Origin of the sequence: Bradyrhizobium sp. RD5-C2 (assembly GCF_019972155.1) — a bacterium.
GTDB lineage: Bacteria > Pseudomonadota > Alphaproteobacteria > Rhizobiales > Xanthobacteraceae > Bradyrhizobium.
In genome coordinates, this window is record NZ_BOVL01000022.1 from 273,946 (window position 1) to 287,124 (window position 13,179).

Sequence of the window (13,179 nt, forward strand, 5' to 3'; positions counted from 1 at the left end):
CTGAGAGGCAGCGGCGTACTGGATCGCCCGGTCCATGTGCGCAATTGCGCACAGGCCGGGCGATGACGGTTGGGAGATGGCGCTGATGACAGTTGCGGAGACGCCGCTTACGCCGCGGGCACCGGCAGCGCCGTCACCGACTTGATCTTCTCCATCGCGAAGCGCGAGGTGACGTTCTTCAGCGGCACGGCCGAGATCAGCTTCTTGTAGAACACGTCGTAGGCCTGCATGTCGGCGACCACGACGCGCAGCATGTAGTCGACGTCGCCGGCCATCCGGTAGAACTCCATTACTTCAGGCATGGCGCTGACGGCGTCGGCGAATTTGCGCAGCCATGCTTCCGAATGGTCGGCGCTCTCGACCGAGACGAACACCGAGATTCCGAGCCCGATCTTGTTCTGATCGACCAGCGCGACGCGGCGCAGGATCACGCCGTCGGCCTCGAGCCGCTGGATGCGCTTCCAGCACGGCGTCGACGACAGCCCGACCCGGTCGCCGATTTCGGCGACGGAGAGCGAGGCATCCTCCTGCAGCACGGTCAGGATCTTGCGATCGATGGCGTCGAGGCGGCGGTTGTTGTCATGAAGCTGAATGGCGACATCGGTCATAGAAGAAAGTTCCACATGAAGGTTCAAACTCCCTCATATAGAGAAAAATCTTCCAAATCAAGCGGGTCGTGGCCGGTCAGGCCGGCCGGGCGTCGACGTGTTCGCCCAAAAACGCTTCAACTTCAGTACGTTGCGGTGCGGCATAAGCGCCCCCGAATCGGGTGCATTTCAGCGCTGCAGCGGCGGAGGCAAAGCGGAGCGCCTGCCGCAACTCCTGCTTCTCGGTGATGGCGAGGGCAAATGCCCCGTGGAAGACGTCGCCGGCGCCGAGCGTGTCGACGGTATGGACCGGGAAGGCCGCCGTCTCCTCGAGCCCGCCCTTCTCATTGAGCCAGATCGTGCCCTGCGGGCCGCGGGTGCCGGCCAGGAAGGAGGGGGTGAGCTTGGCTAGCTTTTGCAGCGCCTGGCCATCGTCGGTGACATCGGCGGTCTGCTGCAGCGGCTCGCTGGAAAACACCAGATGGGACGAGGCGGTGAGCAGTCCCTCCCGCATCGACATCGCGCGGTCGACGTCGACCACCACGGGAATGCCGCGCTTGACCGCCTCGGCGCACAGCTCGGTGCAGAACGGCGCGCAGCGGCTTTCGGTCAGGATCGCCGCGCAATCCTCCAGCAATAGCTCGGTCGGCGGCAGCTTGACCTTCCAGAGCTCGGGGTCGCGGAAAGTGACGATGGTGCGCTCACCGGTGTCGTCGATCATGATCGCCGAGATCGGGGTGACCAGGTCCGGCATATGGATCAGATGGTTGGTCTCGATGCCCTCCTGGGCCATCTTGTCGAAGATGTAGCGGCTCGAGGTCTCCCGCGAATCGCCCATCGGCCCGCAGATCGCGGCCCGGCCGCCGAGCCGGGCGATGCCGATGGCGGCGTTCAGCGCGTTGCCGCCGCAGATCTCGTCGAAATGGGTCGCGTTTTCCTTGGAGCCGCGCGCCGGAACATTGACGCGGAAAGTTAGATCGCGCACCGGCAGGCCGATGCAGAGGATGCGGGGCGGGACTTTCGAGGCGCCGTCTTGAAAATTCATGCAAAGGTCCGTCGCAATGGTTCCGTCTACTGGCACAAGCTGTGCCAGATGTAATCGGCAGAACGATGTCCGGTTCCCGCTATTGGTCCAACGGGTTTCGGTGATGCACCCAGCGGCCGAGCAAATGATGGGCTATCGCGAACGGATGCGGGCCGGCGAGGCCGTCGGGATGCTGGCGCTTGAGCATCAGCGTCGCCTCCGCATGGTCGAACCAGCGCGCGTCCTCGAGCTCGGTGCGGTCGACCACGATGTCCTCGTTGGTCGCACGCGCGGTGCAGCCGATCATCAGCGATGACGGATAGGGCCAGGGCTGCGTCATGTAATAATTGACGTCGGTGCAGCGGATGCCGGACTCCTCGAAAATCTCGCGCCTGACCGCGTCCTCGATGGTCTCGGCGGCCTCGACGAAGCCGGCGAGGCAGGAATACATCCCGGGCATGAACTGCTTCTGGCGGCCGAGCAGCACCTTGTCGCCCGAGGTGACCAGCATGATCACGACCGGATCAGTGCGCGGAAAGTGCTCGGCCTTGCAGCTCGGGCATTCGCGCTTCCAGCCACCCTCCTTCATCGCCGTGCGGGTGCCGCAGTTCGCGCAGAAGCCGTGGCGCTGATGCCAGGTCACCATCGATTTCGCCATCGCGATGGCCGACAGCTGTTCCGGCGGCACCACGCCCTGCATCGCCATGCCGCGCAATTCGGTGATCGCGACGTCGCCGCGCCCGACCAGCTTCTCGGCCGCCTGCGGCGCGATCCCCATGCCGAAGATCGGCGCGGCATCGCGGAGCCCTAAGAAGATCGTGCCGGGATTGGCGCCGAAGCTGCGGGCCTCCTCCAGCGAGAGCAGGGCGCGCGCCCCGCCATCCTCCTGCTTCACGACCAGCGAGTCGCGATAGATCACGTAGGCTCGGGCCTCGCGATGGCCCTCCAGTGCGAACAGTTTTTCGTCGTTGCCGCGCAGATGCGCGGCGCGGTCCAGCACATGGGTGACGAAGGCCGGCTGGCCAAGCGGAAATGAATCGGATGTAGACATTGAATTTTCAACCCAACCAGATCTTGCGGCGAAGCGCGCTGATGAAATTCTGCACTTCCTCGGCGTCATGCGCCAGCGGCGGCATCACGCCCCAAACGGGACGCGGCCATGCAGCGTCGCTGGTGCGGCGCGCGATGATGTGGACGTGAAGCTGCGGGACGAGGTTGCCCAGCGCCGCGACATTCAGCTTGTCGCACTTGGTGACCTCTTTCAGGGCCCGCGAGACGCGGGTGATCTCGGTCATCAGCTGCGCCTGCTCGACCTCGTCGAGGTCGATGATCTCGACCGCGCCGTCGCGCCGCGGCACCAGCAGCAGCCAGGGATAATGCGCATCCTTGATGACGAGCACCTTGCACAGCGGCAGGTCGCCGATGTCGATGGTGTCTTTGTTGAGCTGCGAATGCAGCGACCAATTGGAGGCGGGCATGAGGGGCAAGTAATGCCTTTCCGTGTTCCCAGACAAGCCCCACAAAGCCAGCCTTACAAAGCCGGGTCAGGCCGCTTGCTTTCCGGCGGTTTTGGCCCCAAATAGGGACCGGGAGATTGGCGGTGGACGAGCCACTCGCCAACCGGGTCAGGTCCGGAAGGAAGCAGCCCTAACGAGGTCCGGATCGGGTCGCTCGTCAGTCTCCTACCTGTTTTTCCGAGCGAATCGTGCTGGAATGGCGGTCTCCGCGCCCGGCGCTCGATTTCGGCTCCTATCCGCACGCCGGCCGAAGAGACAATTCCCAAGTTGCGGATCGATGCATGAATGACGCTGGCGACCCCTCCCAACCGTCCGACGGCGCAGGCAAAGCAAGCCTTGACGGCGGTTTTGATTTGGGTGGCGCGCCGGATACGGCCAAGCCGTATCGCGTTCTCGCCCGCAAATACCGCCCCTCCAGCTTCGAGGATCTGATCGGCCAGGAGGCCATGGTCCGCACCGTCTCGAACGCGTTCGAGACCGGGCGGATTCCGCAGGCCTGGATCCTCACCGGCGTCCGCGGGGTCGGCAAGACCACCACCGCGCGCATCCTCGCCCGCGCGCTGAATTACGAAAAGCCCGATGGCTCGGTGAAGGGGCCGACCATCCACATGCCCGACCTCGGCGTGCACTGCCAGGCGATCATGGAAAGCCGGCACATGGACGTGCTGGAGATGGACGCCGCGTCGCACACCGGCGTCGACGATGTCCGCCAGATCAATGACAGCGTGCGCTATGCACCGGCCAGCGCGCGCTACAAGGTCTACATCATCGACGAAGTCCACATGCTGTCGACGGCGGCCTTCAACGCCTTCCTGAAGACGCTGGAGGAGCCGCCGGAGCACGCCAAGTTCGTGTTCGCCACCACCGAAATCCGCAAGGTTCCGATCACGGTGCTGTCGCGCTGCCAGCGCTTCGACCTGCGCCGGGTCGAGGCCGACGTGCTGATGAAGCATCTCGGCAATATCGCGACCAAGGAAGGCGTCGAGGTCGAGCCTGAAGCGCTCGGCATCATCGCGCGCGCGGCCGAGGGCTCGGTGCGCGATTCGCTGTCGCTGTTCGATCAGGCGATCGCGCATGCCGCGGGCAATGTGAAGGCCGACGCGGTCAGGCAGATGCTCGGCCTCGCCGACCGCACCCGCGTCATCGACCTCTTCGATTCGCTGGCGCGGGGTGATATCGCCTCAGCCTTTGCCGAATTCCGCGCGCAATATGATGTCGGCGCCGATCCGGTCGTGGTGCTGTCCGACCTGGCCGAGTTCGTCAACTTCGTCACCCGCGTGAAGTTCGTGCCGGGGACCGCCGACAATGTCGCGTTCGGCGAGACCGAGCGAGTGCGCGCGCGCGAATTCGCCGCAAAACTGTCGACACGGGTGCTGTCGCGGATGTGGCAGATGCTGCTCAAGGGCATCGCCGAGGTGCAGACCGCGACGCGGCCGGCGGCCGCCGCCGAGATGGTGCTGGTGCGGATCGCCTATGTCGCCGACCTGCCGACGCCGGATGAGGCGATCCGGATGATGATCGAGCAGAATGGCGGCGGCGCGGCTCCCGCGACGGCAGGCTCCGCCGCATCGTCAGCGCCGCGCGGCGCGCCGGCCTCGACGATGTCGGCGATGTCCTCAGTGCCGGCGCGTGCGCCGCAGGCCTCGCCGCGCGCCGATCTCGCCGCGCGTCCGCAGATGGCGGCGCCGGTCGCCGATGCCGCGCCGGCGCTGCGCATCACCAGCTTTCCGCAACTGATCGCGCTCGCCGGCGAGAAGCGCGACATCATGACCAAGAGCGCGCTGGAGGCCGATGTGCGGCTGGTGCGCATCGAGGATGGCCAACTCGAGATCGCGCTCGAGCCGAAGGCGCAGCGCGCGCTCGTCACCGATCTGTCGCGCAAGCTCGAACTGTGGACCGGGCGGCGCTGGACCGTGATCATCTCCAACGCGGCCGGCCAGCCCACGGTGCGCTCGCAGAATGAACTGGCACGCAGCGAGCATCAGCGCGCTGCCGAGGCCGATCCGCGCGTGCAGGAGGTGCTGGCGCGCTTCCCCGGCACCAAGGTGGTCGAGGTCCGCCGCCTTGCCGCCGAAGTTCCGGTAGCGGATGCGACCGGCGAAGATCCGATTGAAACTTCCGACAGCGACGACGATTGATATTTGGCGATAGGAACGCACGCATGGCTGATTTTCTCGGCATGATGAAGCAGGCAGCGCAGCTGCAATCCAAGATGCAGGAGATGCAGGAGCAACTCGGCAATGTCGAGGTCGAGGGCATTTCCGGCGGCGGCCTGGTCGCGGTGCGCATGACCGCCAAGATGGAAGTGAAGGGCGTCAAGATCGATCCGTCGCTGATGAAGCCGGAGGAGCGCGAGGTGCTCGAGGATCTGCTCGTCACCGCGCATGGCGATGCCCGCCGCAAGGCCGAGACGGCGATGCAGGAGAAGATGATGGCACTCACCGGTGGGCTCGGCCTGCCGCCGGGATTTGGTCCGACTTGAAGCGCGGCGAGATCAAGATGAAGCATCGTGCCTTCGCTCTTTGTTGGAGCATGGTCTCCGCGCAAACGCGTTCCGCGTTTGTCGCGACGGAAAACCGCTCCACACTTTTCCGGATCATGCTCTAATGGCTGCAAGCGTTGCCGGCGCCGAGATTGAACGGCTGATCCAGCTGCTGGCGCGGCTGCCCGGGCTCGGGCCCCGTTCGGCGCGGCGCGCTGCGCTGCATTTGATCAAGAAGCGCGAAGCCCTGATGACGCCGCTGACCGCGGCGCTGCAGGTCGCGATCGACAAGATCCAGGTCTGCAAGACCTGCGGAAACATCGATACACAGAACCCCTGCACGGTGTGCACCGATCCGCGCCGCGATCCCTCGATCATCGTCGTGGTCGCCGATGTCGCCGATCTCTGGGCGCTGGAACGCGCCAATGCGACCAATGGCCGCTATCACGTGCTGGGCGCAACGCTGTCGCCGCTCGACGGCGTCGGCCCGCAGGATCTCACCATCGATCAGCTGGTGGCGCGCGCGCATGCGCCCGAGGTCAGCGAGATCATTCTGGCCTTGAATGCGACCGTCGACGGCCAGACCACCGCGCATTACATCACCGACCTGTTGTCGGACGCCAATGTGCGAGTGACGCGGCTGGCGCATGGCGTGCCGGTCGGCGGAGAGCTTGATTACCTCGATGAAGGTACGCTATCCGCAGCCATGCGGCAGCGGACGCTGTTCTAGCAAGCGATCCAGCAACGGGACGCCACGGCGTTCGCCAGGCGATCCGTCACAAGTCGAAAAGATCGCACTGAAACAAAATGATAGGGTGGATGACGATTCGGGGACGGTCATCCATGCTCTGACGAATCAACTACGGAACCACTGCAAATGACGACACACCGATTCGGCGTACGCTTGGGCGTTGCATTTTTGGCGTCCACATTCGCCGCGACCGGCGCGGTCGCGCAACAGACCGATGCGCCGCAGAAGCCCGGCAAGATGATCCGGGCCGGCGATGTGCTGTCGGGGGAACTCGGCGTCATGAAGGTGCGCGACACCAAGAACCGCGGCAAGCGCGTCGCGACCTACCAGATCACCAGCGAGCCGCGCCGCCTGCCGCCGCCGAACGGTCTCTGCAATCTCGAAACCGGGCCGGAAACCTTCCAGCTCGTTCCGACCAACGACGCCCAGGCCGCGCAGCTCAAGAGTCTCTCCGGCAAGGCCATCTCGGTGAAGGTCGACGAGATCGCCTGTGCGCAGGACGCCGGCGAGATGAGCGAAGCCATCGTCACCAAGTGGAGCGTGGTGGCGAAGTAGGGTCGTGCCTCTATTGCGGTGTCATCGCCCGGCTCGACCGGGCGATCCAGTACGCCGCGGCCTCTCCACTGAATCACGAACGCCTCTGGAATACTGGATCACCCGGTCGAGCCGGGTGATGACAGCGGAGCTAAACTAGACCCTCACCGGCCCCAATTCGTCAAAATGCCCGCGTCGCTGCAACCAGGCGAGCAGGATCAGGCTCGGAATCGCAACCAACACGCAGATCACGAAGAATGTCTGCCAGCCGACGGCCTTGGCCACATAGCCTGCGCCCGATGACAGATAGGTGCGGCCGACCGCGGCGAGCGCCGTGAGCAGTGCATACTGGGTCGCGGTGTGCAGCGGATTGCGACATAGCGCCGACAGATAAGCGACGAAGATCACGGTGCCGATCGCGCTGGTGAAATTTTCCGCGGTGATCGCAAGCGCGAGCGCCCATTGATCGACGCCGACATGCGCGAGCCAGGAGAACGAGAGGTTGGCGACCGCCTGCAGTACGCCGCCGATCCAGAGGCTGGTCGCCAGCGAATAGCGCCGCGCCACGAAGCCGCCGGCAAAGCCGCCGATCAAGGTCGCGGCAAGGCCGACCCCCTTCACGATCGCGGCGTAATCGACCTTGGAAAAGCCGATGTCGATCACGAACGGCGCGGTCATGGTGCCCGAGAACGCGTCGGTGAACTTGAATAGCACGACGAAGGCGAGCGCCGCGAAGGCGTCCTTGCGGCTGAGGAATTCTGAGAACGCGCCGAGCGCCGCGTGCAGCACACGTTCGGCCGCAGTCTGCGCATGCGTGGCGGCCTCCGCGCCTTTCGATTGTGCCGGCTCGGTCGCAGCCAGCGCCGTGACGATACCGATCACGACCAGCGCGGCCATCACCACATAGCCCCACATCCACGCCGACGGACGCGCCACTCCGGCGGACTCGAAACCGCTGACGATGAACAGCGCGCCGGCGGTCGAGACCAGCATGCCGATGCGATAGGCCGCGACGTAGGACGCCATGCCGGCGGCCTGCTCGCTCTCCGGCAGGCTTTCGACGCGGAAGGCGTCGACCACGATGTCCTGCGTTGACGAGGCGGTTGCGACCAGCAGTGCAGCGAACGCCGCAAACCATGGCGACCGCGCCGGATCGGCCAGCGCCAGCACCAGGATCGTCGCGATCAACAACAGCTGCGAGAGCAATAGCCAGCCGCGGCGGCGGCCGAAGATCTGCGTGAACAGCGGTACGTGCAGCGCATCGACCAGCGGCGCCCAGAGGAACTTCAGCGTGTAGGGCGTGCCGATCAGCGCGAGGAGCCCGATGGTGCCGAGATCGACCCCGGCCTCCTTCATCCAGACCTGCAGCGTCGAGCCCGACAGCGCCAGCGGCAGGCCCGAGGAGAAGCCGAGCAGCAGCACGATCAGCACCCGCGGCTGCAAGTACACGGCGAAGCTGTCGCGCCAGGAGGTGGCGGCGGGCTTCGGCTCCGGCTTTGCAGACGCGTCAGACGTCGCTTCGGGGGCTGTCATAGAAGAGTTGGTAGCAGATTCGGCCCCAAAAAGACTGTCATCGCCCGGCTCGACCGGGCGATCCAGTATCCCAGAGGCCTATCCGCCACCACCGGCTATCTCCGGATAGAGATCGTTCCAGTCCGGATTGTCGTTCTCGATTAAGGAGATTTTCCATGCGCGCGGCCATTTCTTGAGCCGCTTCTCGCGCTTTATCGCGTTCTCGGGATCGTCGAACTGCTCGAAATAAACGAGCTTCACCACATCATATTTCTCAGTGAAACTCTGGATGAGTTTCAGCTTGTGCTCGCCGACGCGACGAATGAGATCATTTGTCACACCGATGTAGAGCGTGCCGCCGATGTGGCTGGCGAGAATGTAGACGTAGTAGCTGCGTGCTCCCAAATTTGCGCCTCTGGGATACTGGATCGCCCGGTCGAGCCGGGCGATGACACCGACTATGAGGCGAGATCAGGGTCCATACTACTCCCCCGCCTGCAGCTTGCGCGGGGCGGGGAACAGCTCGGACGTGCTGCCCTTGACGAAGCGCGGGACCTCGATCGGGGTCTCGGACTTGCTGAAGTCGAGTTCCTCGATGCGGCCGGCGCGTTTCTCGATCTTGTCGGCGGAGATCAGGATCTGCCGCACATCCTCATTCACCTGGCCGAAGTGATTTTGCAGCTTGAGCACGCGCTCGCGCAGCCGGCCGAGGTCGTCGCCGAGATGCATCACCTCGTTGCGGATCTGGTCGGCGGCGTCGCGGATGCGGGCGTCCTTCAGGATCTGCTGCATCACCTGGATCGCCAGCATCAAGAGCGAGGGCGACACCAGCACGACGCGGGCGCGATAGGCTTTCTGGATCACGTCGTCGAAGCCGTCATGGATTTCGGCATAGACCGATTCCGACGGCACGAACATCAGCGCGGTGTCCTGGGTCTCGCCCGGGATCAGGTACTTCTCGGCGATGTCGCTGACGTGCTTCAGCACGTCGACGCGCAGCCGCTGGCTTGCGAATTTGCGTTCCTCGTCGCTGCGCGCATCGTGCAGCGCGGTCATGGCCTCCAGCGGAAATTTCGCGTCGATGCAGAGCGGGCGCTGGTCGGGCAGGAACACCACGCAGTCCGGCCGTTTGCCTGACGTCAGTGTGTACTGGAACTCGAACGAGCCCTTCGGCATGCCGTCCTGGACGATCGCCTCCATCCGCGCCTGGCCGAATGCGCCGCGCGACTGCTTGTTGGCGAGCACGTCGCGCAACGTCGTCACCTGGGTGGTGAGCTCGTTGAGGTTCTTGTGGGCGTGATCGATGATGCCGAGCCGCTCGTGCAGCACGCGCAGCGAATCCATCGTGTTGCGCGTGGTCTGTTCCATCGATTGGCCGACCCGGTGGGTCACCGAATCCAGCCGCTCGTTGACGGCACGGGCCATCTCGGCCTGGCGGCCGGCCAGTGCCTGCCCCATCGCGTCGACCCGTCCTGAGGCCTCGCTCTGGGCCCGCAGCATGTCGGCGAGCCGCTCCTCCAGCTCGTCGGCGCGAATGGCCTGGGCCATCGCGAGTTCCGCGCCGCGCCGGCTGGCGCGCGCGATCACCACGGCGATGGCGAACAGCAGGACCAATGCCAGCGCGCCAAGGCCGATCAACGCGTCGGAGACACGGAGGGGAAGGTCGCCAATCGTGAGCAGAATCTCGTTCATGCCGGCAGTTGTAGCCGATTCGGCGCCACCATCGAACGAAAAGGGAACATTTATGGTAAACACTCCCTTAAATTCCTTGGTTAATCTTGCGTAAAGAAACGTGGTTAAGGCCGCCTTAACCGGTTCCTGAGCGCATTGACCCCATGAAGTCAGCAGCTTAAATCGCCGCCATGGCATTACGAGAAATCATCATCCTGCCGGACAAGCAGTTGCGTCTGGTGTCGAAACCGATCGAGAAGGTGACGCCGGAGATCCGCAAGCTCGCCGACGACATGCTCGAGACCATGTATGACGCGCCCGGCATTGGGCTGGCGGCGATCCAGGTCGCGCAGCCGCTGCGGCTGATCACCATGGACCTCGCCAAGCGCGACGAGAACGGCGAGACCACGCCGCAGCCGCGGGTGTTCATCAACCCGGAGATCATTTCGCATTCGGAGGAGCTGTCGGTCTACGAAGAGGGCTGCCTTTCGATCCCCGAATATTACGAGGAGGTCGAGCGCCCGGCGCGGGTGCGCCTGCGCTTCACCGACCTCGACGGCAAGCTGCACGAGGAGGATGCCGAGGGGCTCTACGCCACCTGCATCCAGCACGAGATCGACCATCTCAACGGCGTGCTGTTCGTGGACTATCTGTCGAAGCTGAAGCGCGACCGCGTCTTCAAGAAATTCGAGAAGGCCGCCAAGCGCGCGGCGGAGTAGATGCTGCCGACTGCTCAGACGCGTCATGGCCGGGCTTGACCCGGCCATCCACGTCTTGCTTCGCTGGTACGAAAGACGTGGATGCCCGGGTCAAGCCCGGGCATGACGGAGCACTCCAACTCCTGCTGAGCCTGATCGCATGCCTCTTCGCCTGATCTTCATGGGCACGCCCGACTTCGCGGTCCCGACGTTGCTGGAGCTGGTGGCCCATGGCCACGAGGTCGTGGCTGTCTATACCCGCGCGCCGAAGCCGGGCGGGCGGCGTGGCCTGCAATTGCAGCCGACGCCGGTCGAACAGGAGGCGCGCCGCCTCGGTATCTCAGTGCTGACGCCGAAGACCCTCAAGACTCCGGAAGCGCTCGAGGAGTTTCGCGCGCATGACGCCGATGCCGCCGTCGTCGTCGCCTATGGCATGATCCTGCCGCAGGCGATTCTCGACGCGCCGAAGCTCGGCTGCTTCAACCTGCATGCTTCGCTATTGCCGCGCTGGCGCGGCGCCGCGCCGATCAACCGCGCCATCATGGCGGGTGATGCCGAGAGCGGCGTGATGGTGATGAAGATGGATGTCGGTCTCGATACCGGCGACGTCGCGATGGCCGAGCGGCTGCCGATCTCGGACAGCATGACGGCATCCGATCTGCACGACGCGCTGGCGCCGCTCGGCGCCGATCTGATGGTGCGCGCAATGGGTGGGCTGCAGCGTGGCGGCTTGCAACTGACGAAGCAAAGCGAGGACGGCGTCACCTACGCCGCCAAGATCGACAAGGCCGAAGCGCGGATCGACTGGAAGCAGCCGGCGCATGCGGTGCTGCGCCACATCCACGGGCTTTCGCCGTTCCCCGGCGCCTGGTGCGAACTCGCCGGCGAAAGCGAGCCGGTGCGGCTGAAAATCCTGCGCTGCGAACTTGCCAACGGCGCGCGCGAACCGGGCGACGTACTCGACGATCATTTTGCGATCGCCTGTGGCGACGGCGCGATCCGCATCCTCGAATTGCAGCGCGCCGGCAAGGGGCCGATGAAGGCGGCGGATTTTCTACATGGCACGCCGTTGAAGCCGCCCGCGCGGCTCGCCTGATGCCCCGCTACAAGCTCACCATCGAATATGACGGCACGCCGTTCTCCGGCTGGCAGATCCAGGACACCGCACCGACCGTGCAGGGCGCGCTGGAGACGGCGGTCAAGGCGATTTGCGGCGAGGACGTCCGCGTCCATGGCGCAGGGCGTACCGACGCCGGCGTGCATGCGCGCGGCCAAGTCGCGCATTGCGACATCGCCAAGCATTTTCCGCCCGGCCGCTTTCGCGACGGGTTGAACGCGCATTTGCGGCCGAATCCGATCGGCGTGCTGGCGGCCGATATCGTACCCGACGAATTCGAGGCGCGGTTCTCGGCGATCAAGCGGCACTATCTCTATCGCATCACCAACACGCGGGCGAACCTCGCGCTCGACATCGGCCGTGTCTGGCGCGTGCCGCGCGCGCTCGATGCAGCCGCGATGCACGAGGCCGCGCAGCGGCTGCTCGGCAAGCACGATTTCACCACCTTCCGCGACACCGAGTGCCAGGCCAAATCGCCGGAGAAGACGCTCGATCAGCTCGACGTCACGCGCGAGGGCGACGCCATCAACATCGTGACGTCGGCGCGCTCGTTCCTGCACAGCCAGGTGCGCTCGATGGTGGGCTCGCTGGTCTGGGTCGGTGAGGGCCGCTGGAGCCCGGACGATCTCTTTGGCGCACTCGCCGCCCGCAACCGCGCCGCCTGCGGCCCCGTCGCGCCGCCAGACGGGCTCTATCTGATGCGGGTGGATTATTAGCGGCCCCAATCCCTACTGTGCATGGGGTTGTTTTCGATGTTTTTGTCTAGCTAGGCGGCGCTCTCTCCTAGCCTCACCCCGCTTGCGGGGAGAGGCCGGATTGCATTCAGCGCATCGGAATGCGATCCGGGTGAGGGGGGCTGTCCGCGAGTCCGTCTCTCACCATCTTTGCGGTTAGACCCCTCACCCTGACCCTCTAAGAGCGAGCTTCGCTCGTCTCGACCCCGCAAGAGCGGGGCGAGGGAGAAGAGGACTACGCAAAATACCGGTCCAGCACGCCGCGATAGACCTTCGTCAGCTTCTCGAGATCGGCCACCGGCGTGCGCTCGTCGATCTGGTGCATGGTCTGGCCGACCAGGCCGAACTCGATCACCGGGCAATAGCTCGAGATGAAGCGCGCATCCGAGGTCCCGCCCGAGGTGGAGAGTTCAGGCTTGCGGCCGGTGACCTCCTCGATCGCGGCGACCGCGAGGTCGGTGAACGGTCCGGGCTGGGTCACGAACACGTTCGAGTTCGACGGTTGCCAATCGATGTGGGCGCGGATGCGGTTGCCGCAGGGCCTCGCCCGCC

At 64.9% G+C, this 13,179-nt stretch carries 15 protein-coding genes and 1 other RNA gene; 8 read left to right on the top strand and 8 right to left on the bottom strand.

The genetic code is table 11. The features are described from left to right. Positions 1–107 precede the first annotated feature (107 nt). The 4 genes from BraRD5C2_RS30015 to BraRD5C2_RS30030 form a co-directional block, all read right to left on the bottom strand. A complete protein-coding gene (locus BraRD5C2_RS30015) occupies positions 108–608 on the bottom strand; it encodes an Lrp/AsnC family transcriptional regulator (RefSeq protein WP_024578797.1) in 501 nt (166 codons plus the stop codon). Positions 609–684: 76 nt separating this feature from the next. Next, a complete protein-coding gene (locus tag BraRD5C2_RS30020; RefSeq protein WP_223974744.1) occupies positions 685–1,632 on the bottom strand; it encodes a sugar kinase in 948 nt (315 codons plus the stop codon). Positions 1,633–1,711: 79 nt separating this feature from the next. Beyond that, entirely contained in the window at positions 1,712–2,662 is a 951-nt protein-coding gene (nudC, locus tag BraRD5C2_RS30025; RefSeq protein WP_223974745.1) for an NAD(+) diphosphatase, read from the bottom strand. Between the two features lie 7 nt (positions 2,663–2,669). Then, positions 2,670–3,089, bottom strand: a complete 420-nt coding sequence (locus BraRD5C2_RS30030; protein ID WP_050406070.1) for an HIT domain-containing protein — start codon at positions 3,087–3,089, stop codon at positions 2,670–2,672. 111 nt (positions 3,090–3,200) lie between these two features. On the opposite strand from BraRD5C2_RS30030, the gene ffs reads away from it, so the two are divergent. The 5 genes from ffs (at position 3,201) to BraRD5C2_RS30055 (ending at position 6,916) form a co-directional block, all read left to right on the top strand. Next, an RNA gene (gene ffs / locus BraRD5C2_RS30035) (signal recognition particle sRNA small type) lies at positions 3,201–3,297 on the top strand. A 112-nt stretch (positions 3,298–3,409) separates the two neighbouring features. Then, positions 3,410–5,266: a DNA polymerase III subunit gamma/tau gene (locus BraRD5C2_RS30040; RefSeq protein ID WP_223974746.1), complete on the top strand. Its 1,857-nt coding sequence runs from the start codon at positions 3,410–3,412 to the stop codon at positions 5,264–5,266. Positions 5,267–5,289: 23 nt separating this feature from the next. After that, entirely contained in the window at positions 5,290–5,610 is a 321-nt protein-coding gene (locus BraRD5C2_RS30045; protein WP_146988679.1) for a YbaB/EbfC family nucleoid-associated protein, read from the top strand. 124 nt (positions 5,611–5,734) lie between these two features. Then, positions 5,735–6,340, top strand: a complete 606-nt coding sequence (gene recR, locus BraRD5C2_RS30050) for a recombination mediator RecR (protein WP_223974747.1) — start codon at positions 5,735–5,737, stop codon at positions 6,338–6,340. Positions 6,341–6,487: 147 nt separating this feature from the next. Next, positions 6,488–6,916: a hypothetical protein gene (locus BraRD5C2_RS30055; RefSeq protein ID WP_223974748.1), complete on the top strand. Its 429-nt coding sequence runs from the start codon at positions 6,488–6,490 to the stop codon at positions 6,914–6,916. Between the two features lie 135 nt (positions 6,917–7,051). On the opposite strand, the gene BraRD5C2_RS30060 is transcribed toward BraRD5C2_RS30055, so the two are convergent. The 3 genes from BraRD5C2_RS30060 to BraRD5C2_RS30070 form a co-directional block, all read right to left on the bottom strand. Further along, entirely contained in the window at positions 7,052–8,428 is a 1,377-nt protein-coding gene (locus tag BraRD5C2_RS30060; RefSeq protein WP_223974750.1) for an AmpG family muropeptide MFS transporter, read from the bottom strand. A gap of 78 nt (positions 8,429–8,506) precedes the next feature. Next, entirely contained in the window at positions 8,507–8,812 is a 306-nt protein-coding gene (locus BraRD5C2_RS30065; protein ID WP_223974752.1) for a GIY-YIG nuclease family protein, read from the bottom strand. A gap of 78 nt (positions 8,813–8,890) precedes the next feature. After that, the gene (locus BraRD5C2_RS30070) at positions 8,891–10,099 is read right to left on the bottom strand and encodes a DNA recombination protein RmuC (protein ID WP_223974754.1); all 1,209 of its coding nucleotides are present in this window, start codon (positions 10,097–10,099) and stop codon (positions 8,891–8,893) included. Positions 10,100–10,269: 170 nt separating this feature from the next. On the opposite strand from BraRD5C2_RS30070, the gene def reads away from it, so the two are divergent. The 3 genes from def to truA all read left to right on the top strand — a co-directional run bounded on the left by def (position 10,270) and on the right by truA (position 12,609). Next, on the top strand, positions 10,270–10,797 hold the full coding sequence (gene def, locus BraRD5C2_RS30075; RefSeq protein WP_076864526.1) for a peptide deformylase: 528 nt from the start codon (positions 10,270–10,272) through the stop codon (positions 10,795–10,797). 139 nt (positions 10,798–10,936) lie between these two features. Then, positions 10,937–11,872, top strand: coding sequence for a methionyl-tRNA formyltransferase (gene fmt / locus BraRD5C2_RS30080; protein WP_223974756.1), 936 nt, complete (start codon positions 10,937–10,939; stop codon positions 11,870–11,872). Beyond that, positions 11,872–12,609 (top strand): tRNA pseudouridine(38-40) synthase TruA, encoded by a 738-nt coding sequence (truA, locus tag BraRD5C2_RS30085; protein WP_223974758.1) that lies wholly within the window; start codon positions 11,872–11,874, stop codon positions 12,607–12,609. Before fmt ends, truA begins: the two co-directional genes overlap by 1 nt. A gap of 253 nt (positions 12,610–12,862) precedes the next feature. On the opposite strand, the gene BraRD5C2_RS30090 is transcribed toward truA, so the two are convergent. Next, positions 12,863–13,179 (bottom strand): M20/M25/M40 family metallo-hydrolase (locus BraRD5C2_RS30090; RefSeq protein WP_223974759.1); only part of this gene is annotated, 317 nt, incomplete at its 5' end.

What these genes read in the sequence shown, in the direction of transcription:
- BraRD5C2_RS30015 (WP_024578797.1), bottom strand. Translation starts at nt 608, where the DNA reads ATGACCGATGTCGCCATTCAGCTTCATGACAACAACCGCCGCCTCGAC.
- BraRD5C2_RS30020 (WP_223974744.1), bottom strand. Translation starts at nt 1,632, where the DNA reads ATGAATTTTCAAGACGGCGCCTCGAAAGTCCCGCCCCGCATCCTCTGC.
- nudC (WP_223974745.1), bottom strand. Translation starts at nt 2,662, where the DNA reads ATGTCTACATCCGATTCATTTCCGCTTGGCCAGCCGGCCTTCGTCACC.
- BraRD5C2_RS30030 (WP_050406070.1), bottom strand. Translation starts at nt 3,089, where the DNA reads ATGCCCGCCTCCAATTGGTCGCTGCATTCGCAGCTCAACAAAGACACC.
- BraRD5C2_RS30040 (WP_223974746.1), top strand. Translation starts at nt 3,410, where the DNA reads ATGAATGACGCTGGCGACCCCTCCCAACCGTCCGACGGCGCAGGCAAA.
- BraRD5C2_RS30045 (WP_146988679.1), top strand. Translation starts at nt 5,290, where the DNA reads ATGGCTGATTTTCTCGGCATGATGAAGCAGGCAGCGCAGCTGCAATCC.
- recR (WP_223974747.1), top strand. Translation starts at nt 5,735, where the DNA reads ATGGCTGCAAGCGTTGCCGGCGCCGAGATTGAACGGCTGATCCAGCTG.
- BraRD5C2_RS30055 (WP_223974748.1), top strand. Translation starts at nt 6,488, where the DNA reads ATGACGACACACCGATTCGGCGTACGCTTGGGCGTTGCATTTTTGGCG.
- BraRD5C2_RS30060 (WP_223974750.1), bottom strand. Translation starts at nt 8,428, where the DNA reads ATGACAGCCCCCGAAGCGACGTCTGACGCGTCTGCAAAGCCGGAGCCG.
- BraRD5C2_RS30070 (WP_223974754.1), bottom strand. Translation starts at nt 10,099, where the DNA reads ATGAACGAGATTCTGCTCACGATTGGCGACCTTCCCCTCCGTGTCTCC.
- def (WP_076864526.1), top strand. Translation starts at nt 10,270, where the DNA reads ATGGCATTACGAGAAATCATCATCCTGCCGGACAAGCAGTTGCGTCTG.
- fmt (WP_223974756.1), top strand. Translation starts at nt 10,937, where the DNA reads ATGCCTCTTCGCCTGATCTTCATGGGCACGCCCGACTTCGCGGTCCCG.
- truA (WP_223974758.1), top strand. Translation starts at nt 11,872, where the DNA reads ATGCCCCGCTACAAGCTCACCATCGAATATGACGGCACGCCGTTCTCC.